Source organism: Paenibacillus sp. BJ-4 (assembly GCF_020404765.1).
GTDB lineage: Bacteria > Bacillota > Bacilli > Paenibacillales > Paenibacillaceae > Paenibacillus.
On sequence record NZ_JAIVEM010000014.1, the window covers coordinates 1 to 24,177 of the forward strand.

Below are 24,177 nucleotides of genomic sequence, written 5' to 3' on the forward strand. Positions count from 1 at the left end.
CCCGGAGAAGCCGGCCATCATTGTGCTGTCGGCCAAGAATGAGGAAGGGCTGAAGGCGCAGGTCCAGAGATTGCTGGCCGCCATCGAGGAACAGCCATGGACGGATGCAGACCTTGCGGACATAGCTTACACCCTCCAGACAGGGCGCGAGGCCATGGAAGAGCGGCTGGGAGTACTGGCAGACAGCATCGGGCAGCTCAAGGCGAAGCTGTGGGGCTTTGCAGCCGGACAGGATGGAATTGAGAACCTGTACAGAGGGCAGGTAAAACGTAATAAAGATACATTGGCTGCTTTGGCTGTAGATGAAGAGATGCAGGAAACGATTGAGAAATGGATTCAACGTGGAAAGTACGGGAAAATTGCAGATCTATGGACGAAAAGTTTAGCTTTTGATTGGAACAAGCTCTACCGCTCGGCTAAACGCAGAAGAGTCAGCCTTCCCACCTACCCGTTTGCAAAGGAACGCTACTGGATCGATGGAATCGGTGAACATAACGGCAATAACCGGGAGGTCCCTACGGTAGAGACCTCTGTGATTCATCCTCTGCTGCACCGGAATACGTCCGACCTGCTGGAGCAGAGATTTACTTCAACCTTCACGGGCAAGGAGTTTTTCCTGGAAAGCCATGTTGTTAAGGGACAGCGGGTGTTACCCGGAGTCGCCTATCTTGAGATGGCCCGGGCTGCGGTTGAGCATGGGGCAGGGGCATTGATGGAAGAGGATACAGGGATAAGACTAAAGAACATCGTTTGGGTCCGGCCTATTATTGCGGGAGCCCAGCCGGTTCAAATCCACATCGGCCTGTTCCCGGAGAAGGACGGAGAGATTTCCTATGAAATCTATAGTGACTTCAGCGACAAGGAACCGATCATATACAGCCAGGGCCATGCGGTGCTGAATGTGGTTAAAGAAATCACAACCCTGAATTTAACTGCCTTGCAGCAACAGTGCAATCAAGGAACTTTTACATCCGCCCAATGCTATGAAGCTTTCCGCGCTATAGGGTTTGACTATGGTCCGGGGCATCAAGCAATAGAAAATGTATATATGGGATCTGGTCAATTGCTGGCAAAACTATCTTTGCCTCCATCTGTTTCTGCTACGCGAGGTCAGTTTGTCATTCATCCAAGTTTGGCAGATGCTGCTTTACAGACATCAATGTGCTTAATGATGGGTTCACATGAGCTTAAGACAGCGGTACCCTTTGCTTTAGACGAAATCGAAATATTTGGAAGCAATACCGCTTCTATGTGGGCTTTTGTCAGGTACAGCAGGGGCAGCGAAGAAGGAGACAAGATCAGGAAGCTTGATGTTGACTTGTGTGATGATAACGGGAATATTTATATGAAATTGAGAGGATTTACCTCCAGAGTGTTTGAAGGTGATGCGGATTCTGAAGGAGCTTCAGTAAATACCGGTACTTTAATGCTAAAGCCCGGCTGGAATGAACAACAGGTTCTGCAAGGGGGCTTGGCACCTGTTTATGGCCAACATGTAGTTATACTTTGCGGGCAGGATGAAGCAGCCAGGGAAAAAATTGAAGCTCATATAAACGGAGTTCAGTGTATGATTTTGCAGTCTCAACAGAGCAACATAGATGAACTGTTCCAGATATATACTGTAGAGATCTTTGAAAAAATTCAAAGCATTCTGAAAGAAAGACCTAAGGATATGGTGCTGATCCAGGTTGTTGTTCCTGCCAGGGAGGAGCTGCAATTTTTATCCGGTTTAACCGGTCTTCTAAAAACGGCGCAGTTAGAGAATCCGAAGCTTATAGGGCAGTTAATTGAAGTAGAATCATGGGAAGGTTCAGAAGGAATACTTGAGAAACTGAAAGAGAACAGCCGCAGCCCGGTTGATACTCGCATACGATATCAGGAAGGTAAACGGTTCGTTACGGCCTGGAGCGAAATCGAAGCTATCCGCGAAACAGCGGAACTTCCATGGAAGGATAGGGGCATATACCTAGTTACAGGTGGTGCCGGCGGCTTGGGACTTATCTTTGCCAAAGAAATTGCAAACAAAGTAAAGAATCCTACACTGATTCTCACCGGACGATCCCTGCTTGGTGCGATCAAACAGGCTAAGCTTGACGAATTAAAGGCTCTGGATGCCAGAGTTGAATACAGGCAACTGGATGTGACTCAAAGAGAGGATGTTATTGATTTCATACGAAGCGTCCAGGCGGAATTCGGAGGCATCAACGGAATCATACACAGTGCTGGTGTAATCAAAGACAATTTCATACTAAGAAAAAATAAAGCAGATCTGCTAGAGGTTCTGAAGCCTAAAGTTAGCGGGCTGTTGAATCTGGATCACGCGAGCATGGAACTGCCGCTTGATTTCTTCATTCTATTCTCATCGACAGCAGGGTGCTTTGGCAATGTAGGCCAGGCTGACTATGCTGTAGCTAATGCTTTTATGGATGCCTATGCCAGATATCGAAATACTTTAATATTATCGAAGCAACGGCAAGGTCAAACCTTATCTATCAACTGGCCACTGTGGAAAGATGGCGGCATGAGTGTCAACGCAGAAATTGAAAAACGATCGGAACAAAACAAAGGTATAGTTGCCATGCAAACCAAAACCGGAATTCAAGCTTTATATAAAGGCTTAGCTTCGGGCGAACCGCAGGTGATGGTTATTGAAGGTGATATTAGACGTTTTCAGGAAACACTCGAAAGACAGTTGCCTCTAGCGGAGGTTGTAACAACGAAGCCTGCTGTAGAAGCGACAAAAGGAGAACCTGTAATAGAACAACATTTGCTTCATGAGAAAGCTGTAAATTATTTTAAAACCCTGCTTTCATCAGTGATTAAACTGCCTCCTCACCGTATTGAGGCAGATGCCCCTATGGAAAAATACGGCATAGACTCAATCATGGCAATGGAATTGACTAATAAATTGGAAAAGCCTTTTGGTTCATTATCCAGAACATTGTTTTTTGAATATCAAAGCATTCAAGAATTAACCGGGCATTTCCTTGAATCCCATCTGGATAAATTAATAGAACTTTTAGGAATTAAAGAGAATGCCATTGAGGACGGCAAAAATTCAAAGAAAAATGTTGCTGAGCCAGAGCCTGTAAAGCAATTGTTCAATAGTCACAGAAGGCTGAGGTTTACTTCCTCACGTATGAAATCGAAGCCGGAAAAATTACCTGAGGATAATGATATTGCTATCATAGGACTTTCAGGGCGTTATCCCGGAGCAAAAAATATTCAAGAATTCTGGAATAACCTGAGGGACGGGAAGGATTGCATTACAGAAATTCCTGGTGATCGTTGGGACCACAGTCTTTACTTTGATGAGGCTAGGAACACCATTGGAAAAACATACTGTAAATGGGGAGGATTTATTGAAGACATAGATAAATTTGATCCTTTATTCTTCAATATTTCGCCAAGAGAAGCGGAAATTATAGATCCTTTGGACCGCCTGTTTCTGGAGACAGTCTGGAATGCACTGGAAACCTGCGGATATACCCGTGAGAATTTACAACGCCTGTATCAGGCTAACGTCGGAGTTTTTGCCGGTGCGATGTATCATCAATACCATTCTTTTAATTTGGACATTTCCAAAGAATCAGCAATGGCAATATCATCCTACAGCTCCATTGCAAATAGGGTTTCTCACTTTTTCAACTTTCAGGGACCGAGTGTAGCGATTGATACGATGTGTTCTTCTGCCACGATCGCCATTCATATGGCTTGTGAAAGTCTTATAAAAGGTGAATGCCAATTGGCAATAGCCGGAGGTGCTAATCTTTCCATTCACCCTAGGAAATATTTAGGATTGAGCCAGGTGCAAATGCTTGGCAGTCACACAGACAGCAGATCTTTTGGTAAGGGTGATGGTTATCTACCTTCGGAAGGTGTTGGGGTAGTGCTGTTAAAGCCGCTGTCAAAGGCAAGAATGGATGGAGACTCCATTCTGGCTGTGATTAAATCAACATCAACCAATCATGGAGGACATACTAACGGATTCTCAGTTCCTAATCCGAACGCACAGGCTCAGTTGATTGAAAATAACTTTACAAAATCAGGGATTGATCCCCGTACAGTCAGCTATGTTGAAGCTGCGGCCAATGGGTCGGCATTAGGGGATCCTATCGAAATTACTGCCTTAAATAACGCTTTTCGTAAGTTTACAACCGACCAACAGTTTTGTGTAATCGGGTCTGTAAAATCCAATATTGGGCATCCGGAGGCTGTATCGGGAATGGCACAACTGACGAAGGTTATTTTGCAATTGCAGCATAAGAAATTGGTTCCGTCCATTAAGGTAGATCCGTTAAACCCTAATATCAACCTTGATCATACTCCATTTTATCTGCAAAAAGAGTTAATAGATTGGAAAAGACCAGTAATAACGATGGACGGAGTAGAACAGGAGTATCCAAGGCGTGCAACTGTAAGTTCCTTTGGAGCAGGCGGATCGAATGCACATTTAATTATAGAAGAGTATCTGCCCGTACAGGAGGATACAGTTCCAGGCCGGGATTCATCATCCCCTGAGCAGCATTTCATTGTCTTCTCAGCCAAGAATGTGATACGGCTTCAGCTTGTTGTCCGGCAAATGCTGGAGTTCCTGCAGCTTCAAGACGGACATCGCTTATCCGATATTGCCCACACACTTCAAGCAGGCCGGGAAGCAATGGAGTGCCGATTGGCAATGGTAGTAAGCAGCCGGGAAGAGTTGATCGAGGGTATGGAGGCGTATTTGAAATCCAAAACTGAAAATTCAAGAATTGATGCCTCTGTTCCTATGTATACAGGGAATTATGAAGAGAATATTTCAGCAGGAATCAGAAGCCTGCTCTCAGGAAAACTGGAGGAGGTCTTGCTGCAAGAACTTATAGCCGAGAATAACCTTGAGAAGCTGGCACTATGCTGGGTACAAGGAAGTAAAATTCCTTGGGAGCTGTTGCACAGCGGTAAAGGTGCGCGAATAGTAGCATTGCCGACCTATCCCTTTGAGAAACGGCGCTGCTGGGCAGAGCATCAGAAGGCTACAGGGCTGAGCGTTAAGCTTGAAGTGCCTGAAGAAGTCGCGAATGAGGATACCGCAACAGAATTTGAATCTCTTTCAGACCAAGTAATGGATATACTGTCCATTGTCCTGGGAATGAGTCCGTCAGAACTGGATATCAATAAGCCTTTGGAGCAATACGGATTTGATTCGATATTGCTGATGTCATTATTTCAACAACTGCAATCCAGGATGGAATTCTCAGTTACTTTGGACAATTTACGTGAAAGTAGAACGGCTCAGGATATTGTGAACATTTTGAAGGAAAAAAGTGCAGGAGTACATGAGCAGACTTCGATTCCTAAGGTAACAATTATCGTTCCAAAAGATTTATCCGAATATCCGGAAATAATTCACCTCAACGAGAGCGTGCATGGGCAGCCTGTGTTCTGGTTTCACCCGGGATTGGGTGGAGTAGAATCCTATCAGGGCATTGCCCGGAATTCACAAAGGCCATTCTATGGAATTCAGGCGCGTGGGTGGATGTCCGAAAGGGAGCCGCTGCAAGGGATACCCTCTATGGCTGAATACTACATTCAAATCATTCAGGCCGTGCAACCGGAAGGACCCTATGATCTAGGCGGGTATTCGCTGGGGGGAGATATTGCGTATGAAGTTACCCGAAAATTGCAAGAAATGGGACAAAAAGTAAATACTATTGTTATGCTGGACACACTGGATAGCAATGCATTAAATGCGTTAAAAAACAGTGATAAAGATTTAATTCTGCAAACAATAAACGTCGCCCTCATTTCTGCAATGAAGCAAAAATCAGATGAGCCGCCTATGTTAATACATCGCGATGAAACCAATTTAGAATTAAGTGATGAAGTCTATTTAAATGAGCTTATTGAACTTGCAAAGAGCCGCGGATTGAATAAAACTACTGCACAATTACACAAAATGATACAAAAACATTTAGATATTCAAAAATCCTATAAATTGGATAAATTTTCCGTTTTGCCATTATTATATCCGGAAGAAGTGACATGCTACTATTTCCGTAACAAGGGCGGGAAGGTTTATGGTGACCTGGAGCCCTATGCTTCTACAGTGCCTAATTTTTCACAGGCTGTAGATGGCTCAAAATACTGGGGAGACTGGGAACGGGAAATTCCAAAACTTTATATGATTGATGTGGATCCTAGCTGCCATATGACCATTTTTGATGAGCCGAATGTCTATGAAAAGATTCTTAAATTGTGTGAAAAATTATATTTTAAAAAGGTAGTTTCCGATAGGTACCTCAAGAATTTGATTGAAAATTTACAGTTAAGCGGTACTGGAAGTAAAGCTCCAGTATAATCAGTATTTAATGAATGGATTTAAGGTTCCCTGGCGGCAGAACGAGGGCCAGATAGGGTGTACACCGGAGCGGAGCGGGCCTGGAGCCTGCTTCGCCCATTCGGGAACGCCAGGCCTGCCAGAGGCTCTGGGTTAATCCCGGCACAACCGTTTGCGAGATCGACAGGTTAAAGTTTATATTTTTTATTTACAAACAATGAAAAATCTGGTATTGTGAATAAAGGAGCTTCGACGGGAGAATGCCAAGACCGACGTCATCTTCGGCATCGACCGGCCGGACACTACTGGTTTACCCCATCGGAATTTTTGCAAAATACGCCAGTCCCACCCCAGATGACCGCATGATTTAAACTTCAAATACTCATTTGTTAACCAACGCTCAGATTTTAGCAAACGACAACAAAAGCACGGAGCATCCACAGATTTATTTCCATAAGGGCCGCGACCTATGCTATCCACATCTCTTGAAAATCCAAGAAAGCGCGAGCATATGCAAGAAATGCATGGAATATTATACAAGGAGAGAATAGTAAATGGGAGATTTTAACTCAAATCTAAACGACCCTAGCCAAGGGGAAGCTCTGACTACGTCAGACAAAAGCAGGAAAGCAAGGAAATCAGACCCACAGTCACTAGATTTTTTTAATGGGCCCATTGCTCTTACTACGCTGAAACTAGGCATTCCAATATTGATTAGCCAGTCCGTGCTATTTGCCCATATGATGGTGGATACTTTTTTTATATCCCTGATTGACCGGAGTTCAACGGCTTTGCTGAGTGGTACAGGTTTAGTTTATAGCATATACTTGATTATTTATTATATATCCTGTTCCTTATTTATGGCAACAAGCTCCGTTACGGCCAGAGGCCTCGGCCAAAAAAATGAAGTGCTGATTAAAAGAACAGGGGACACCGGACTATTATTGGCATCGGTCATTTCGGTTATTACATTGGTTGTTTGTTCTATATTTGGGCGGAACATCATTGAGCATTTAGCGGGCAGCAAGATGTCAACTGAAGCTATTCAATATGGCGTTGATTATTTGTATTACATGATTCCGGGTATGCTATTCCAACTGTTAATGACAACTATTGGGGGAATACTGCAAGGGGAAGGTAAAGCAAAAGAAATTGGTATAGCTGTAACTGCTTCGACAATTATTAATATTATTTTAAACCCGATTTTGATTTTTGGTTTCAATATGGGAGTTAAGGGTTCGGCGTTGGCGACTTCAATTTCTGTCGGGTTAACTGTTGTATACTATTTATCTTTCTTTGTACGAGGAAAGACAACAATGCAAATTCAAGGGAAAATATTTGCGCCAGACAGTAAAATTATTAAAGAAATTCTGTATATTGGTATTCCTGCTTCCATAGGCTTCTTGCTAATCAATACAGCAACCATGATATTGAATAACGTAGTAGGATCTATAAGTGAAGCATCAATGAATGCCTGGGTTTTGGTCAGCAGAACGGATCAAATGTTTTTAATCCCGGCATTCGCTATTGGTTTGTCTACAATACCTATGATCGGACAAAATTTTGGAGGGGAAAACTTTAAAAGATGTGACAAAATATTCTCCACAAATATCAAAATATGCATGATATCCGGCTTAGTTCTTGCAGCACTGTACATGTTATTTGCGCCTGAGATCTTTCAGCAATTTTCTTCTGTACAGGATGTCATAGATAACAGTGTAAGACAGGTCAGGCTGTTAACATTGACCAGCATTGGGCTTGCCGGAATTATTGTCACTTCTTTCGCTTTTCAGGCAATTGGCAAACCGATGCCCAATTTAGTCAGTGACGCTTTGCGTATGTTAATCACTTCATTTCCGGTGCTGCTGCCATTGCTTCATTTTCCCATCAAGAATATGAATCTTATTTTCATATTCTTTGGAAGCGGAAATCTGATAGCATTTTTGCTTCTGTATTTGTGGGCAAAACGCGAGTTTATAAAACTGAAAAATAAACCAACAGCTACTGAGGCTTAAAACAAGGCGGGAGCGGGGCTTGCAGGCGCACAGTTCTGTTCACGGCTTATTCCTGCCGGAAGCTCGCTTTTTCGGATGAATAACTGCTTGCAGCCCCTGCTTCACATGGATTTTGCGAGTGTTCAAGATCGCATTGACACAAACATGCGAGTGATTGGCAATCTTACCCTCTTTCAATTTTCCACCGGGGCGCTGTTCGTCGGCAATCCTCGTAACTTTTCTACACATTTCCTAAAAGAGGAGATGAAATGATGAAACAAAATATAATATCCGTTGAACACTACACTCCAATTTTGATTGTCGGTACGGGTATCTCGGGGCTTGCTGTTGCTTATTATTTGTCAAAAAACCATATGAAGTACATGATAATAACAAAAAAGAATGCGCCCAAACAAAGCAACTCCTTCCTTTCAGCCGCTAATACGCGTGTTCCATCAGAGAATGAAATTAATGATATTATTAATCTTACTATTGATAAATGTGGGGCAGATCGGCCAGTTATTGAAACGCTATACAGGAATTCCGGTATAATTATAGATTTTTTTGAGGAACTAGGAATTCCTTATGAGAAAACCTCTTTTGGTATCATGCCTGAATGCTTGATTAAATCACATGGGGGAAAGAAATTAATCAATAGCTTGTTGCAGCATATTGAGCAACCGATGTGTAATAAAATTTTGATTCATTTGGAAAAGTCCGATCATGGAGTTATCGCATTATTTTATGACACACAATCAGATCAATTTATCAGAATCTATACTAATTATTTGGTATTGGCTACGGGAGGATATGCGGGACAATTTAGTTACAATGATAATTCGCCGGGTTCAACTGGTGAAGCGCATATTTTAGCTAAAAAAATAGGTGCAAGATTAAAGGGAATGTCAACAGTAATGTGTCATCCTTGGTCAATTTACAACGGAAGGCAAATTTTATTGGGCGGAGTTGTATCTATGAGTCAAGGGAAAATAGTAGATAAGGAAGGAGTTCAATTATTAAAAGATGACCATATCAGTGATGCAATTGCATGTGATGATTATCACGAAATGATTGATGAGATTTTAAAATTTCAACTCGATTGCATCAAACAAAAAAAGGATATGTACCTGGATCTGAGCCATGCTGATGAAAACTTATTGAATGAAAAATTCAAAAAATATGGATCGAGTCCTAATATTGTTAAAAATAAAAGAATCAAAATTACGCCAACGATGCACTATTCTTCAGGAGGAATCGAAATCAATGCTAATGCTGAGGTTATAAACTTAAATCGTGTTTTTGTTACTGGAGAAGCTCAATTTAATGGTGATCTTGGCATGGGAAGAATCCCTGGACAAGCCTTCGCATCGGGTATCGTCTTTGGTAAATTAATTGCCGACAAAATAACTAATGAAGGTGTTTTTAGTACGCAATATCAACCTTCATTTAAAAATCCGCCTGAAACAATGCGGCTGTATTCGAAAGAGAATAATGACTTTCCGATTGAAGAGTTTCAGAAGAAGTTGTCGGCTCTAATGATGGATCTGACCGCTTGCCATTCACCTGTTGTTTCTCTATTATTCCATAAAAAGGAATTACAAGAAAGTCAAAACATAATATTACGCCGAGCAAGAGGATGGGGAAAGCGGTACGAGGATATATTAACTTTATTTTTTGGATATTTTGTGGCAATGGAAATTATAGAAGATCTCGAAGGAAAGAATCAAAATATATGAGTTGGTGGTAGTCATGTGGACATAAGCTATGAAATTTACCAATTAAATACACGTTCCTATCGTTTTTCAAACTTTATATACATCATCATTGATAAGACGACTAGAAATGCATTGATTGTTGACCCGGCATGGGAGCTGAATATAATAGTCGACAAGTTAAATCAGTTGGATGCAGCTTTGCAGGGAATTCTTTTAACGCATTCGCACTATGACCATGTAAATTTGGTTGCTCCTTTAGAAGGGCTGTTTAACCCTTATGTATACATGTCGAAAGCAGAGATCGACTATTATGGATTTAGGTGCAATAATTTACAGGCCATAAATGATCTGGACAAAATCAGCGTTGGAGAAACAATGGTAACCTGCATGCATACTCCGGGGCATACGGCAGGTGGTGTGAGCTATCTCCTGCAGGACAGCATATTTACTGGAGATACAATTTTCATAGAGGGCTGCGGCATTTGTAATTCCTGGGGAGGCCTCCCGGAGCAAATGTTTGAGAGTATTCAGAGGGTTAAATCATCGGTATCTCCCCATGTGCGTGTTTATCCGGGACATTCTTACGGCAAAGCTCCTGGCCATACCCTGCAATACCTGATGAGAGAAAACATATATTTTCAAATAGACAATAAAGAAGATTTTATTAGATGGAGAATGAGAAAAAATCAAACTGGCCTTTTTGACTTTAAGTAAGAATACTCCAAATGTCCAGAAGGAACCGGCCGCGATGGTACCCTCGGCGCTTTTAAACGGAAATATATATAATTCCAAAAATAGGTACAATAAAATAATGTAAAAAAAGGAAGGTGATTCGATGGATGGCGGAACGAACAGAAATATAGCTTTTGAACAGCATCATAAGAGCCGCGTCTCAATTCAATACGATTTGGAGGTCAAGGAATGGTGCCCGTTCTGTGGAGAAGTGATAAGGGGTTATATTAGCTGCGAGCAAGGGATCATCCAACGGGTTCATTTCCGGCCATGCGGGTGCACTCATTCGAGCGAGTTGTTCAAGCTTACGCCATTATTCGAGGGTTAGCCATGCAATGGCTAGGGACGCCCCGTTTCGTATGTTCAATACATAACAGCCCATTTACTGCTTGACTCCATGACAGCATGAATACACGACTCTAATATTCGCAGATTTTCTACATCGCTCGCCCTAGGGTTACGCGGTTGAATCTGATAGCAAACCCGCTCAGGCGGGAGGGATTTCAGATGATAAATAAAGAATTCCCCTGTTTGTTCATACCGGCGTGCCAGAGACATCGGAACAATCGCCCGTTTTTCAGGAATCCATGAATGTTTCTATTAGTGAAGCAGCATCTAAACGGATAGGCGGGTAATTTCTGTCCCCAATCCACCTGTCATACCATGCCCGAAAGGAAGGGTTCCACTCAAAAAACAGCTGATTTGACGTATCCAACTCGTGATCGGTTAAGGTGTTGTTTGCAACCGGTAGTTTTCCTCTGCTTATCACAATCATTCGTTCAGCAAGGAACTTCTTAACAAGCATATTAGGCATAGGCTGTTCCAAATTGGCAAAAGCAATATCGATTTCACCGCGTTCCAACAATTGGTTTAGTTCCGTTGACTGCTGAGTGCGAATGCGTATCTCGATTTGTTTTGAATATTTGCTTAGTTCCTTGTACATGGCAGGGAGGACGTAAGTTTGTATGCTATCTGCCGCTCCGATCGAAAGTGTCAAATTTTTGGTGCGGGTACGGATCTGGCTGGTCTCCTGAACAAGGGCCTCCCATCTTCTGGCCAGCAATAAAAATTCCTGCCCGCTGGAAGTTAACGATAATGTTCGGAGTCCCTCTTCCACGGTCGATTAAGTTCATCCCGACTTCCCGCTCCAGTTGAGCCAAACGGTGACTTAGGCTGGATTGGGAGATAAATAAGGAACTGGCGGCTTCAGTTAAACTACCGTGTCTTACTATAGAAAGAAAAGCTTCGATTCCTAACCCTGTACCGTTGGATGGCCGAGTACAAGAAAGATGGGCAGCAAGCCTTCCTGGGCAGCGGGCAACTGAAGTCGGAGGACAAAGCTATACGCGACCTGCAGAAACGAATCCGGGATCTGGAAGAGGAGAATGACATCTTAAAAAAGACGATGCACTTCTTCGCCAAAGACCGGCGCTGATCTATGCGTTTATCCACGTCACCGCTTCAAGTGCTGGATCTCGAAGATGTGCGGTACTTTTCAAGTATCACAAAGCGGCTACTATAAATGGACCGGGCGGAAACCGAGCCAGCGTGAGCAGCGCCGGCCTCCGAAAGACCAGGTCCTGCACCACTCCGACCGCGGCAGTCAATACGCTTCCCATGACTACCAGAATCGGTTCGCACCTACAGCATTCAAGGAAGCATGAGCCGAAAGGGAAACTGCTACGACAATGCTTGTATTGAATCTTTTCACAGCGTCTTGAAAAAAGAGCTGATTTATCTGAACAAATTCAAGACACGCAAACAGGCAAGAAAGGCCATTTTTGAGTACATTACATGTTTTTACAATGGCAAGCGAATCCATTCCACGCTGGGATGTTTGTCGCCCAATGAGTTCGAACGTATGTACCGAAATGCTGCGTAATTTTCTCGATTCTATGTGTCTACTTTATTGACAGAGGTACAAGGTGTAAGGATGTGATTGAGAAATTCAATGGAGCAGTATCGAATGCCTTCGCCGCAATTGAGTAAATCCTTTAAATCTGTCTGCAAGACCTTGAGGATATATGTTGCACCTTGTTCTGTTTTTTTTATACAGAATATACATTGGCGGAAATACTAACTGTATTATCGTGAATAATACGTATACAAGCCAATTTGCCTGTTAGAGGATTTGTCGATTTCTATGAGCCAATATGGATGCTGTTGAACAAATCCGTACTCTCTTATCATTTTTTATGAGACATAATTCAAATAAAAATAAGAATTTTCAGTCTTTCATTTGGCAGCTTTCGTGATCCATCATAGCCCAGAGCAAATTGGTTTTCCGTTCCGATCTGCACATTGTATCCCGGCTTCAGTTGACCATTTCGCATGTGATCTTCCTTCATCCGCATAAACGTCGCGTCCGGGTCCGTTTTGCTGTAGCTGTTGCGCTCGCCTGCGGTCTGGATCTGATGTTCATACTTTTGGAGCCGAGGCAGCAAGTCCTTACGCAACTGGCGAACCGCTTTCTTAAGGTCTTGTTCTTGGTTTTTCTTGTAACTCCTCCTCCAGTTGCTGGACTGCCTGTTCCAGCCTCTCCGCCGGGAGGGCCGACGCTTCGTCGAGTTCGGGAAGGTCCGCTCCTTTGTGGGCGGCATTCTCTTGCTGTTCCGCTTCCTCGATGGCGGTGAACAGTGCTTTGACCTTCTCTTGAAGCTTGGCCTGGTGCTTCACAACAGCTTTTTTCCAGACGAAGTGTACCGATTGGCATTGGCTTCGAGCTTGGTGCCGTCCAGAAAGTAGTGCTCCAATGACACGTATTGTTCCTCCACAAGCAGTTCCAGGACCGCGGTAAAAATGTGCTCCAGGACGTCCTTCATCCGCTCGGAGCGAAAGCGGTTAATGGTACGAAAATCCGGCTGCTGCCGTGCGGCGAGCCACATGAACATGATATTTTCCCGAACCGCCTTGGAGATTTGACGGGAGGAGTAGATACGCTGGGTGTAGGCGTAAATGATGATTTTGGTGAACATTTTCGGATGATAGCTATGACGGCCGCCGCCAGGGTAAGCTGCGTCGAAGATGGAATCGCTGAGCTAATTCACGGCGTCGTTTACGATTCGCACGAGGTGATTTTCGGGGATCCCTGTTTCCAAATCCATTGGCAAAAAGAGTTGATCCATGGTATATTGAATGTACAAAGAAACTGTTCCTTTCGTAAAAGGTGGTTCGCACTTCCATTTTACCAAGAAACGGTTTCTTTTTGTTGTACATCTTTGAGAAAAGGGATGTCCCGTCATTTTTATACTTATGGGACATCCCCTTTTGATTTGTGTAACCTTTTAACACTGTGGTATGATAAGAACATATTTTAATGCGTTACCGCGTTTAAGCTTTGAGTTAAAATGAAAAAAGACGGGAAGACCCCGCCTCTTTTATTTAGCAGCTTTTACTGCTCTTGTGACCATTGCAGCATGCCGCCGGTCATGTTGGTACAGCCTTCATAACCGAGCTGTTGCAAATATTCGCAGGCCCGTTCGCTGCGATAACCGCTCCGGCAAATAAAGATGATTTCACCGGTACGTTCAATTTCTTCAAGACGGCCCGGAAGCTGTCCGAGCGGAATGTGCTTGGCACCTTCAATCATGCCTTCCGCTACTTCTTCCGCCTCGCGAACGTCGATCAATTGCAGTTGTTCTCCTGCTTGTAGGCGTGCGCGAAGCTCAGAAGGTTCAATCAGGGCGATTTGCGTCATGGCTGGACCTCTTTTCTGATGAAAAATTGTGTTGCTTATGTTATTGAGGTGTGCGAAACATCACACTCTCTATGTATGATAGCGAAGCTATCTCTAAGCTGTCAATTAGGCTATACCTAAAAACAGGTGAAGACTATCAAGCTGCAGGATTAAACTGCGGCAGCTCTAGATGAATATTCTATATTTTTTTGGTGGAGAAATGAACGCTACAACCTGTATAATTAATGTAAACTAGGATGGTTTGAATCGAAAAGGAGCATGTACAATATGGATGTTATCGTTAGACCTACCCCTTCCTTGCAGGGAGAGATTGGGGCCTTGTCCTCCAAAAACTACACGACTCGTTATCTGCTTACAGCGGCACTAGCGGATGGAAAAAGCACTATTTACTATCCAGCCCATAGCGAAGACAGTGATGCTATGCGTCGTTGTATCGCTGATCTGGGTGCAGTGCTGGAAGAGGATGACGAAAAAATAGTTATTAAAGGCTTTGGCAGCCATCCTCGATCCGTGAAGGAATTAAATGTGGGGAATGCCGGAGCGGTGCTCCGTTTTTTGATGGGAATTGCATCCTTATGTCCGGATGTTACTTTCGTTAATACATATCCTGACTCATTGGGCAAACGACCGCATGACGATCTGATCGATGCGTTAGGCCAATTGGGAGTGAGGGTGGAACATCGCGAAGGTAAGTTGCCGATTCGTATCCAGGGCGGTCAAGCTAAGGGCGGCAAAATTCAGGTGTCCGGTTCGGTTAGCTCACAATATTTGAGTGCCTTGCTATTCCTTACACCTCTACTAGAGGAAGACAGCGAAATTGAAGTGCTGCATGATTTGAAATCCAAGGTAGTTATCGGGCAAACGTTGGAGGTATTGCAAGAGGCCGGCATTGTCATTCATGCAAGCGATGATTACATGTCTTTCCGTGTTCCGGGGCGCCAATCCTATCAGCCACGTACGTATACTGTGCAGGGAGATTATCCAGGAAGCGCGGCAGTGCTGGCCGCGGCTGCAGTAACGAATTCCGATGTCACCATCCATCGGCTAAAAGAGCAGAGCAGGCAGGGAGAACGTGCCATTGTAGATGTGCTGCGTATGATGGAAGTACCGTTAACACACGAGAATGATACCGTTATTGTGAAGGGGAATGGCCGATTGAAGGCCATCGAATTTGACGGTGATGCTGCGACAGACGCTGTACTTGCCATGGTGGCTGCGGCTGTATTTGCTGAAGGTACGTCTCGTTTTTATAATGTGGAAAATTTACGGTACAAGGAATGTGACCGTATCACCGATTATTTGAATGAGCTGAGTAAGGCTGGAGCTCGGGTAGAGGAACGTCAAGCGGAGATCATCGTCCATGGCAGACCAGAGGGTGTCGAAGGAGGCGTTGAAATTAACGCGCACTTTGATCACCGTGTTATTATGGCTTTGACGGTTGTAGGCTTACGTGCGCAAAAGCCGTTATTGATCAAGGATGCACATCATGTTGCCAAATCGTATCCACAGTATTTTGACCATCTGACGACGCTTGGTGCTTCAGTAGAATGGGTAAAATAAAAGTAAGCTAAAATGCGAACAGGAGGGGACAGAATGGCTTTTGAAAACCCGTCCAGGGAAGAAATTAAAACCATTTTGGAACAAGTAGGCAATATTGCGGTAGTTGGTTTGTCTGATAAATCAGACCGAACCTCATATATGGTTTCTTATGCGATGCAAAAGCGGGGATACCGGATTATTCCGGTTAATCCTGCCGCTGCAGGGCAAACAATTCTTGGGGAGACTTGCTATGCCAGTCTTGCTGAAGTACCCGAGCCCGTCGAATTGGTCAATGTATTCCGTCGCAGTGAATACTGTGCAGAGGTTGCACGTGAAGCCGTTGCGATTGGAGCCAAGGTTTTGTGGCTTCAACAAGGGATTATCAGCCAGGAAGCTGATGACATTGCACAGGAGCATGGAATGACGGTCATTATGGATCGCTGCATTAAGGTAGAGGACTCAGTGACTCAGGCTGTACGTAAAGGATAATCATAAAGATGCACCAAAAACCTTCGACCCTATGAAGCTGGGGAAGAAGGTTTTTGGTGTGAAATGAGAACTTAATACAGTATATTATACTGACAGGAATCCATATAATGTATGTATGCATTGATTATGAATGATCTGGATGAATCATCAAATTAGTGATACCTGTTGTAGCAATAAAGATATTTTCACCTGTAGAAGCGTAAGTAAATATTTTTTGTCAGGCGGACTCATCGCTTTGACAAAAGTATTTATTCAGCTTACCATCAGGGATAGAAGGGAGAGGAATGCCATGAATTGGCTCGGATCCTTACAACAGCTTGGTCGTGCTGTCATGCTCCCGACGATGGTACTACCGGCAGCTGCTATATTGCTAAGTCTCGGCAGTCTTCCTTGGTCCGCGTGGGGATTCCCGATGGTGTCTGATATGGCTAATGCGGCGGGACACGGGATTTTTTATTTTTTGCCTTACCTGTTTGCGGTTGGTGTTGCACTTGGCATGTCGAATCAGGCAGGTCAGGCGGGACTGGCGGCGCTAGCTGGTATGGCTATATATGATCAGGTCACATTGAGATTTGGAAACGGACTCATTCAACCGGCGACGCTTATCGGTATTATTTTGGGGGTCATTTCAGGTATCGCCTATAATCGTTTTAAAAGTATTAAGTTGCCCGAGGTGCTTCAGTTTTTTGGGGGTACCCGTTTTGTTTTGCTGCTCATTGGCTTGTTCTCCGCTGTGTTTGCAGGACTTATGCTGGTTGTAGCTCCGTTTATTCAGAGGGGACTACAATTTATAGCAGGTCTGGAATCGAGCTTGGGTGGCTTTGGACTGTTTATTTACGGTATTCTGTACCGGCTGCTGGCGGCCTTTGGTCTTCACCATCTGCTCAATAATATATTTTGGTTTCAACTGGGTACATACAAAACGCCGTCAGGTAACGTCGTGCAGGGAGATTTGCCCCGATTTTTTGCCGGTGATCCGACAGCGGGCTATTTTATGTCCGGGTTGTTCCCAATTATGATGTTTGCGATCCCTGCCATTGCGCTGGCGATCATTCAGGAAGCGCGTGAAGATTTGAAGCCAAAGGTGCAAAAAACGTTTTTGACGGCTGCGCTTGTCTGCTTTTTTACCGGAGTATCGGAACAGATCGAGTTTGCCTTTTTGTTTGCAGCTCCTTATTTGTTCCTCGTTCATGCGGTCATGTCTGGGCTGGCTATGTGGCTTACCTTTGAACTGGATATTCATCACGGATTTTCCTATTCGGCGGGTTTTATAGATTATGTGCTTAATTTTCATCTATCACATAACGCCTGGTTGCTGATTCCGGTGGGAGTGGCGTATGGCCTTGTATATTATGTACTGTTTCGGTGGGCCATCCGGCGGTTCCGCATTCCAACTCCTGGCCGTGAGGAAGGTTCGGTTTTGGAGGATTGGGCCGGCAATATTCCTTACAGTGCTCCGCTTATTTTGGAAGCGCTCGGCGGGAAGGAAAATATTGTGCAGGTGGAGGCCTGCATTACACGTTTGCGGCTGACTGTCCACAATGACAGGCTGATTGATACCGGAGCGATGAAGGCTTTGGGATCGGCCGGGCTTATCAATCTGGGCGGGGGAAACTTGCAGGTCGTTTTTGGAACGTATTCAGAGCTGATTCGTGAGGAAATTGCGAAGTTGATGGAGCGTGATCTCCCTCAAATTTTGTTCAATGCTCCTGTACATGGAAAAATGCTGCCGATTCATGAAGTGCCTGACAAAATTTTTGCGACTAAGCTGGTCGGAGACGGTGTTGCTTTTGTTCCTGAACGCGGTGAACTTGTGTCACCGGTGTATGGTACTGTGATGCACCTATATCCGACGATGCACGCTTTAGGCATCTCTACACGAGAGGGACTTGAGGTTCTGCTTCACATCGGGATTGATACTTCACAGCTAAAAGGGAATTTTACTGCTATGGTAGAAGCAGGCGATACGGTGGAACCGGGACAATTGCTGATCAAATTTGATTTGCAGGCGCTGCGAGAGCAAGCTCCATCACTGGTGACTCCTATGGTCATCACGAATCCGGATCGCGTCAAGTCATGGAGCTTTGCTCCGTTTAAAACAGTGAAAAAAGGTCAGGCCTCGGTAATGTCCGTTGTGCTGCATGACAGGAATGTTGGAGGGGTAGAAACATGATAGAAGGCATCGGCGCCGCAGCAGGTGTGGCAATCGGGAAGGCATTTGTCCTGCCGAGCTGGGAGTGGGATTTACCTGAGCAAAAAATGGATGCGGTGGATCTTGCGAAGGAATTTGAACGGTTGTATGAAGGAATACGCACATCCAAAAGTGAGATCCAGTTTATTAAGGATGAGTTTCGAGAAATGGTGGGGCCGGAGGAATCCAGCATTTTTGATGCTCATCTTGCGATATTGGAAGATCCAGAGTTCATGAACGAAATCGGCGGAATAATTGAGCGCCAATACAAGGCAGCCGAGGTGGCTGTAAAGGAAGCTATTGATCATTTTGTGACGATGTTTGATTTATTGGATGATGAATATATGAAGGAGCGGGCGATCGATATTAAGGATGTGGGGAATCGGCTGCTTAAGCATCTACTGGGTGCACCGGAAGTCACTCTGCCGAAGGATACACAGCCTTATATATTGGTAGCCAAGGAGCTCTCCCCCTCTCAATCGGCTCACTTGAATCCTAGCTATGTGTTAGGCATTGTGACCATGAACGGTGGTAAAACGTCGCACTCCGCGATCATGGCCCGTGCACTAGGTATACCGCTCGTTTCGGGCTTGGAGAGCAATCTTAATTTGCCTGTCCAGACCGGAGATATGATGGTAGTCGACGGAGATCTGGGTAAGGTGTATGTGAATCCGGAAAAACCTGTTATTAATCACTATAAGGTATTGCGTGATGAGCAGCGGCGCAGAAAAGAACAGCTACAGGTACTTGCTTCCGTGGAAGCTGTGACCAAAGATGGAACCTCGCTGAGACTGGCGGCCAATATTAGTTCCGTGAAGGAACTGGAGGCAGCCCTGAAGCATGGCGCTCAAGGAGTGGGACTGTTCCGAACGGAATTTTTATATATGGATCGAAAATCTGCTCCAAATGAAGATGAGCAGTATGAAGTATATCGTCTGATCGCGGAAAAGGCAGGGAGCCACGCTGTAGTCATCCGAACATTGGATATCGGCGGAGATAAACCGCTGGATTATCTTCAACTGCCTGAGGAGGAAAATCCTTTTCTAGGCTACCGAGCTATACGGATCAGTCTTGATGCGAAGGAGTTATTCAAAACTCAGCTGACTGCAATTTTGCGGGCCAGTGCAGCAGGAAATATCAAGGTAATGTATCCGATGATCTCATCCGTCGAGGAAATCCGCCAGGCAGATGCTCTCCTGAAGGAAGCTATGGAGGATTTGGATGCGAGAGGGCTTGCCTACAATCCGAACATTCAGCGCGGGATTATGATTGAGGTACCGGCTGCAGCGATGATCGCTGATCTATTGGCGGTTGAAACTGATTTTTTTAGTATCGGAACGAATGATCTGGTTCAATATGTGTTGGCAGTGGACCGCATGAACGAGCAGATTGCACATATGTACCATCCATACCATCCGGCTGTGCTGCGGATGCTCCGTATGACAGCACAAGCGGCACATCAAGCGGGCATTGATGTGAGCGTGTGTGGTGAGATGGCTGGGGATGAACGATCCATTCCTCTGTGGCTGGAATTGGGTATACATCAGCTCAGCATGTCCCCACAATCTTTATTAAGGGTTAAGCATCGTGTGCTGAATACGACCGCATCCGAGGCGAAGAGCGTCGCTCAGGCTTGCTTCGGCATGTCTACTGGTACAGCGATCGAAGACAAGCTGACCGAAGTTAATGTCAACTGTATCCCGGCTGGACCTGGACAGCAGTAATATTGTGTAATGCATCGAGAGCCATAGCCGTCGCTCAGGACGAAAAAGCACCTTCAAACCAATATATTTTTGGCTTTGAAGGTGCTCTTTTTATTTCTGACTGTTGTCTGCTAACAGATCACAGAACGCTTTTCCGTAAGGTGGAAGGTCGGGTGGACGACGAGCAGATACAATATGTCCGTCTGTCACAACAGCCTCGTCCTTCCAGATAGCCCCTGCATTCTCCATATCATCACGGATACCTGGTGTGGAGGTTACCGTAATGCCGTCCAAAATTTTGGCAGAAATCAGTACCCAGCCTGCATGGCAGATTTGTCCGATCGGTTTACGCGCGGCGTGAAATTCTTGTACGAGTTGAATTACCTTGGGATAGCGGCGTAGTTTATCAGGTGCCCAACCGCCAGGGACAAGAATCCCATCGTAATCACTGCTGTTCAGTTCTTCAAAGGCATATTCTGCTTCAGCAGGTACACCATATTTTCCAATATATTTTTTACCCTTTTCAGCACCGGCTAAATGCACTTCTGCGCCTTCTTCACGAACGCGGTAAACCGGGTACCATAGCTCCAGATCCTCGAATTCCTCATCCACCAGGGCGATAATCTTTTTTCCGGCAAGTCTCGACATCTAACCATCCTTTCGCGCGTCATATGATGACACTGCTGTTTTTGTAGCTGCCTTTATATCTTAAGAAAAAGAACGCCCGAAGTCCATTCTTTCGGGACAACAATCAGAGTTATCTTATTAATAAGCTGGTCATCATGAACTCCACCAATCCTTTGGTAATTTGTTCATAGCTGCAAACTGTGGAAGGATTTGAAGCCCCTAAAGTCGAAATAAAACAAGGCATGAAAGGTTTTATAGAGTTAACAAAGCTTTTATAGACTAGTAGATAGATATATCTGGATTCTGATGAGATCCTCATATAGCTTGATCCTACGTAATGAGGTGGTTAAATGCATAAGCAATGCCAATGCGGTACAACGATGGGATTGGAACTTCGAAAGGTGATTTATGCCGGTAAGGTTGAAATTATGCACGTTCCTGTATTTTCATGCCCGTCCTGCTTTTCCAGTGAGGTTTTGCAACATGTGACGAAGGACATCAAGGAGCTGCTACAAAGTCTAGGAGATAAACCCTCGGCCCGGCGAATTTCCTTTGCTCGAAATAATGAGCTTGCCGAGATTATTCGCAAGCTGGTGCTGGAGGAAGCAGACAATCCCCATGTGGACTGGCAATCCTCTCTGGAGGAGCGAATGGAGCTCCGGATTAATCTCTTGCTGGATCTTTATCGTTATGCGAGAAGTCTCGGAGATGAGGATTGGATGAGTGATGTAGAGAAAAGATTGACTCAATTATCCGGTTTTACCAGTAAATCGGTATTTACGAATACAAAAAACTAAAAAATATGAAAATTTTCATGGTCACCATTGGATTTTACATGTTCTTTTTGTTACGATGTGAATAGGCCATACGACAAGACACAGAAAGGAATGTATATCCAATGGCGACGATGACGAAAATGACTACTGTTCAACAATTAAATTCGGCTCTGGAAGCGTCATCAGACAAGCCGTTGCTTCTCTTTAAACATAGCACGCGTTGTCCGATTAGTTCAGGTGCATACCAGGAGATGGAGTCCTATTTGCAAGCCGCTCCCAACGAAAGTATTGAATACGGTATCATTTATGTAGTAGAAGACCGGCCGGTATCCAATGAGGCTGCGGATCGGCTTCAGGTAAAGCATGAATCGCCGCAGGCCATTTTAATCAAGGACGGAGAGGCTGTTTGGCATACATCGCATTCGAATATTACAGCCCGCACGCTCCACGATCATCTCACCTAAGTGATGAAGTGCTGTCGTTGCATAAAGTAGTATTTTGTCGTATCATGGTTCTAATTAGTTGATCTAGGATTCGGTTGAAAATTTATTGGCAATGGAGAGAAGGAATGTGACGGTAACGATCTATGATGTAGCTCGCGAAGCCGGTGTCTCAATGGCTACGGTGTCTCGTGTAGTTAACAATAACCCTAACGTAAAACCTCAGACACGTAAGAAAGTGTACGAAGCGATTGAGCAATTGGGATATCGCCCAAATGCGGTGGCTAGAGGTCTGGCCAGCAAGAAGACAACGACTGTTGGCGTGGTTATTCCGGATATATCGAACTCAATTTTTGCAGAGATTGCGCGCGGTATTGAGGATATTGCGAATATGTATCACTATAATATTATTTTGTGTAATGCCGATAAGCGGAAGGAAAAAGAGATTCGTGTCATCAATACGTTGCTTGAAAAACAAGTAGATGGACTTTTGTTCATGGGCGGCACAGTCACGGACGAGCATATTCAGGCATTTCATACAGCCGCGGTTCCTATCGTTCTGTGTGCAACGAGTGATGAAAAAGGTAGCTACCCTTCAGTCGATATTGACCATGAAGCAGCTGCTTTTGATGCGGTAAACACATTGATTCGCCACGGTCACCGTCAAATTGCAATGATCAGTGGTACGCTTCAAGATCCTGCAAATGGCTATGCACGTTTCCAAGGTTACAAGAGAGCATTGGAAACTGCTGGAATTGATTATCAAGAGGATCTCGTTCGAATCGGGAACTACCGCTATGAATCAGGTGTTGAAGCTATGAAATACTTCCTGGGCTTAAAGAAGAAGCCAAGCGCGATTTTTGCTGCTACAGATGAAATGGCGATTGGTGCTATTCATAGCATTCAGGATGAAGGCTTGAAAGTACCTGATGATTTTTCCGTGATCAGTGTGGACAATATTCGCATGGCTTCCATGGTACGTCCTCAGTTGACAACCGTAGCACAACCGATGTACGATCTGGGCGCGGTAGCGATGCGATTGCTGACCAAACTGATGAAAAAGGAAAATGTGGATAATTCTCGTGTCATTTTACCGCATGAAACGATTTTGCGGTTGTCCGTTAATTATCTAGACTAAGCGCAGTACGCAACAAGATATATTTGATGAAAGCTCCTTTAATGGAGCTTTTTTCACGGATACATAATTTTTCGTGTGAATATACCATCATCAAACTAAGAATAGAGGGATGCGAAATGAGCCGGATTTATGGATTAATGGGTGCTATGGATGAAGAAATTGAATTGCTGCTGGCAGCGATGACAGAAGCAAGCAAGACCATCAAGGCCGGAATCACGTACACTACAGGAATCATTCACGGACGGAAGGTGGTCGTATGCAAATCCGGTGTCGGCAAGGTCAATGCTGCGGTAACTACCCAAATCCTGATTGATCGCTTTGGCGTGGACCAGATTATTTTCACGGGCGTAGCAGGGGCAGTACACCCCGATTTAAACATTGGGGATATTGTCATCTCATCAACATGTATGCAGCATGATGTGGATGTGACGGCTTTGGGTTATGCCAGAGGGGTCATTCCTTATCAGGATACGTCGGAATTCGCCGCTGATTCCGAGCTTGTCCGCCTGGCTGAACAAGCCTGCATATCGTTTGATGATCGTTATATTGTCGGCAAGGTCCTTTCCGGCGATCAATTTGTCGCAAGTCGTGAGTTGGTAACTGCACTGCATCAGGAAATGGGCGGCGCTTGTACCGAGATGGAGGGTGCGGCTGTGGCTCAGACGGCTCATATGAACGCTGTGCCTTATATTGTCCTGCGTTCGATGTCAGATAAGGCCGACGGCTCGGCTCACGTTAATTATGCCGAATTTACGGTAGAAGCATCACATCGCTCGCATCGTATTGTAGAGTACATGCTCAAGCATTTAGGCTAAGG

At 44.6% G+C, this 24,177-nt stretch carries 19 protein-coding genes and 3 pseudogenes; 15 read left to right on the top strand and 7 right to left on the bottom strand.

What is annotated here, in order from left to right; genetic code table 11:
• Positions 1-22: 22 nt before the first annotated feature.
• The 5 genes and pseudogenes from LCF57_RS28095 to LCF57_RS04110 form a co-directional block, all read left to right on the top strand.
• Positions 23-169: pseudogene (locus tag LCF57_RS28095) on the top strand (hypothetical protein); the annotation flags it as partial.
• A gap of 141 nt (positions 170-310) precedes the next feature.
• Positions 311-6,340, top strand: coding sequence for an SDR family NAD(P)-dependent oxidoreductase (locus LCF57_RS04095; protein ID WP_225999572.1), 6,030 nt, complete (start codon positions 311-313; stop codon positions 6,338-6,340).
• Positions 6,341-6,873: 533 nt separating this feature from the next.
• A complete protein-coding gene (locus LCF57_RS04100; RefSeq protein WP_225999573.1) occupies positions 6,874-8,334 on the top strand; it encodes an MATE family efflux transporter in 1,461 nt (486 codons plus the stop codon).
• 251 nt (positions 8,335-8,585) lie between these two features.
• Positions 8,586-10,049: an FAD-binding protein gene (locus tag LCF57_RS04105; RefSeq protein WP_225999574.1), complete on the top strand. Its 1,464-nt coding sequence runs from the start codon at positions 8,586-8,588 to the stop codon at positions 10,047-10,049.
• Between the two features lie 15 nt (positions 10,050-10,064).
• Complete coding sequence (locus LCF57_RS04110) at positions 10,065-10,742, top strand: MBL fold metallo-hydrolase (protein ID WP_225999575.1); 678 nt, start codon at positions 10,065-10,067, stop codon at positions 10,740-10,742.
• Positions 10,743-11,337: 595 nt separating this feature from the next.
• Here LCF57_RS04110 and LCF57_RS04115 read toward each other — a convergent pair.
• Together LCF57_RS04115 and LCF57_RS28100 are read right to left on the bottom strand one after the other, a co-directional pair.
• Positions 11,338-11,877 carry a LysR substrate-binding domain-containing protein gene (locus LCF57_RS04115; RefSeq protein ID WP_225999576.1) on the bottom strand — a complete coding sequence of 180 codons (540 nt, stop codon included), beginning with the start codon at positions 11,875-11,877 and terminating at the stop codon, positions 11,338-11,340.
• A gap of 49 nt (positions 11,878-11,926) precedes the next feature.
• Positions 11,927-12,010: pseudogene (locus LCF57_RS28100) on the bottom strand (LysR family transcriptional regulator); the annotation flags it as partial.
• Positions 12,011-12,030: 20 nt separating this feature from the next.
• Between LCF57_RS28100 and LCF57_RS04125 the strand changes: the two are divergent.
• Complete coding sequence (locus LCF57_RS04125) at positions 12,031-12,195, top strand: hypothetical protein (RefSeq protein WP_225999577.1); 165 nt, start codon at positions 12,031-12,033, stop codon at positions 12,193-12,195.
• Positions 12,196-12,316: 121 nt separating this feature from the next.
• Positions 12,317-12,642: pseudogene (locus LCF57_RS04130) on the top strand (transposase); the annotation flags it as partial.
• A 325-nt stretch (positions 12,643-12,967) separates the two neighbouring features.
• Here the strand turns inward: LCF57_RS04130 and LCF57_RS04135 are convergent.
• From LCF57_RS04135 to LCF57_RS04150, 4 genes are all read right to left on the bottom strand, one after another.
• Positions 12,968-13,216, bottom strand: coding sequence for a hypothetical protein (locus LCF57_RS04135; RefSeq protein ID WP_225999578.1), 249 nt, complete (start codon positions 13,214-13,216; stop codon positions 12,968-12,970).
• 16 nt (positions 13,217-13,232) lie between these two features.
• Positions 13,233-13,436 carry a hypothetical protein gene (locus tag LCF57_RS04140; RefSeq protein ID WP_225999579.1) on the bottom strand — a complete coding sequence of 68 codons (204 nt, stop codon included), beginning with the start codon at positions 13,434-13,436 and terminating at the stop codon, positions 13,233-13,235.
• Positions 13,433-13,786 carry a transposase gene (locus LCF57_RS04145; protein ID WP_225999636.1) on the bottom strand — a complete coding sequence of 118 codons (354 nt, stop codon included), beginning with the start codon at positions 13,784-13,786 and terminating at the stop codon, positions 13,433-13,435. The genes LCF57_RS04140 and LCF57_RS04145 overlap by 4 nt, the downstream gene beginning before the upstream one ends.
• 365 nt (positions 13,787-14,151) lie before the next feature.
• Positions 14,152-14,457, bottom strand: a complete 306-nt coding sequence (locus LCF57_RS04150) for a rhodanese-like domain-containing protein (protein WP_010345522.1) — start codon at positions 14,455-14,457, stop codon at positions 14,152-14,154.
• A gap of 267 nt (positions 14,458-14,724) precedes the next feature.
• Between LCF57_RS04150 and aroA the strand changes: the two genes are divergently transcribed.
• The 4 genes from aroA (at position 14,725) to ptsP (ending at position 20,400) form a co-directional block, all read left to right on the top strand.
• Positions 14,725-16,017, top strand: coding sequence for a 3-phosphoshikimate 1-carboxyvinyltransferase (gene aroA, locus LCF57_RS04155; protein WP_225999580.1), 1,293 nt, complete (start codon positions 14,725-14,727; stop codon positions 16,015-16,017).
• A gap of 33 nt (positions 16,018-16,050) precedes the next feature.
• Complete coding sequence (locus tag LCF57_RS04160) at positions 16,051-16,485, top strand: CoA-binding protein (protein WP_225999581.1); 435 nt, start codon at positions 16,051-16,053, stop codon at positions 16,483-16,485.
• Between the two features lie 289 nt (positions 16,486-16,774).
• Positions 16,775-18,658, top strand: coding sequence for a glucose PTS transporter subunit IIA (locus LCF57_RS04165; protein ID WP_225999582.1), 1,884 nt, complete (start codon positions 16,775-16,777; stop codon positions 18,656-18,658).
• Positions 18,655-20,400 carry a phosphoenolpyruvate--protein phosphotransferase gene (gene ptsP, locus LCF57_RS04170; protein ID WP_225999583.1) on the top strand — a complete coding sequence of 582 codons (1,746 nt, stop codon included), beginning with the start codon at positions 18,655-18,657 and terminating at the stop codon, positions 20,398-20,400. The genes LCF57_RS04165 and ptsP overlap by 4 nt, the downstream gene beginning before the upstream one ends.
• 90 nt (positions 20,401-20,490) lie before the next feature.
• Here the strand turns inward: ptsP and LCF57_RS04175 are convergent, their stop codons facing one another.
• Entirely contained in the window at positions 20,491-21,027 is a 537-nt protein-coding gene (locus LCF57_RS04175; protein WP_225999584.1) for a type 1 glutamine amidotransferase domain-containing protein, read from the bottom strand.
• Between the two features lie 329 nt (positions 21,028-21,356).
• Between LCF57_RS04175 and LCF57_RS04180 the strand changes: the two genes are divergently transcribed.
• The 4 genes from LCF57_RS04180 to LCF57_RS04195 all read left to right on the top strand — a co-directional run bounded on the left by LCF57_RS04180 (position 21,357) and on the right by LCF57_RS04195 (position 24,175).
• Positions 21,357-21,803, top strand: a complete 447-nt coding sequence (locus LCF57_RS04180) for a hypothetical protein (RefSeq protein WP_225999585.1) — start codon at positions 21,357-21,359, stop codon at positions 21,801-21,803.
• A 101-nt stretch (positions 21,804-21,904) separates the two neighbouring features.
• Positions 21,905-22,246: a bacillithiol system redox-active protein YtxJ gene (gene ytxJ, locus LCF57_RS04185; RefSeq protein WP_225999586.1), complete on the top strand. Its 342-nt coding sequence runs from the start codon at positions 21,905-21,907 to the stop codon at positions 22,244-22,246.
• 106 nt (positions 22,247-22,352) lie between these two features.
• On the top strand, positions 22,353-23,360 hold the full coding sequence (gene ccpA, locus LCF57_RS04190; protein ID WP_025717807.1) for a catabolite control protein A: 1,008 nt from the start codon (positions 22,353-22,355) through the stop codon (positions 23,358-23,360).
• A gap of 116 nt (positions 23,361-23,476) precedes the next feature.
• Positions 23,477-24,175, top strand: a complete 699-nt coding sequence (locus LCF57_RS04195) for a 5'-methylthioadenosine/adenosylhomocysteine nucleosidase (protein ID WP_225999587.1) — start codon at positions 23,477-23,479, stop codon at positions 24,173-24,175.
• Positions 24,176-24,177: the final 2 nt, after the last annotated feature.

Coding starts and splice junctions, on each gene's coding strand:
- ptsP (WP_225999583.1), top strand. CDS start 18,655: ATGATAGAAGGCATCGGCGCCGCAGCAGGTGTGGCAATCGGGAAGGCA.
- LCF57_RS04105 (WP_225999574.1), top strand. CDS start 8,586: ATGAAACAAAATATAATATCCGTTGAACACTACACTCCAATTTTGATT.
- LCF57_RS04100 (WP_225999573.1), top strand. CDS start 6,874: ATGGGAGATTTTAACTCAAATCTAAACGACCCTAGCCAAGGGGAAGCT.
- aroA (WP_225999580.1), top strand. CDS start 14,725: ATGGATGTTATCGTTAGACCTACCCCTTCCTTGCAGGGAGAGATTGGG.
- LCF57_RS04180 (WP_225999585.1), top strand. CDS start 21,357: ATGCATAAGCAATGCCAATGCGGTACAACGATGGGATTGGAACTTCGA.
- LCF57_RS04195 (WP_225999587.1), top strand. CDS start 23,477: ATGAGCCGGATTTATGGATTAATGGGTGCTATGGATGAAGAAATTGAA.
- LCF57_RS04165 (WP_225999582.1), top strand. CDS start 16,775: ATGAATTGGCTCGGATCCTTACAACAGCTTGGTCGTGCTGTCATGCTC.
- LCF57_RS04150 (WP_010345522.1), bottom strand. CDS start 14,457: ATGACGCAAATCGCCCTGATTGAACCTTCTGAGCTTCGCGCACGCCTA.
- LCF57_RS04125 (WP_225999577.1), top strand. CDS start 12,031: ATGGCCGAGTACAAGAAAGATGGGCAGCAAGCCTTCCTGGGCAGCGGG.
- LCF57_RS04175 (WP_225999584.1), bottom strand. CDS start 21,027: ATGTCGAGACTTGCCGGAAAAAAGATTATCGCCCTGGTGGATGAGGAA.
- ytxJ (WP_225999586.1), top strand. CDS start 21,905: ATGGCGACGATGACGAAAATGACTACTGTTCAACAATTAAATTCGGCT.
- LCF57_RS04095 (WP_225999572.1), top strand. CDS start 311: ATGCAGGAAACGATTGAGAAATGGATTCAACGTGGAAAGTACGGGAAA.
- LCF57_RS04160 (WP_225999581.1), top strand. CDS start 16,051: ATGGCTTTTGAAAACCCGTCCAGGGAAGAAATTAAAACCATTTTGGAA.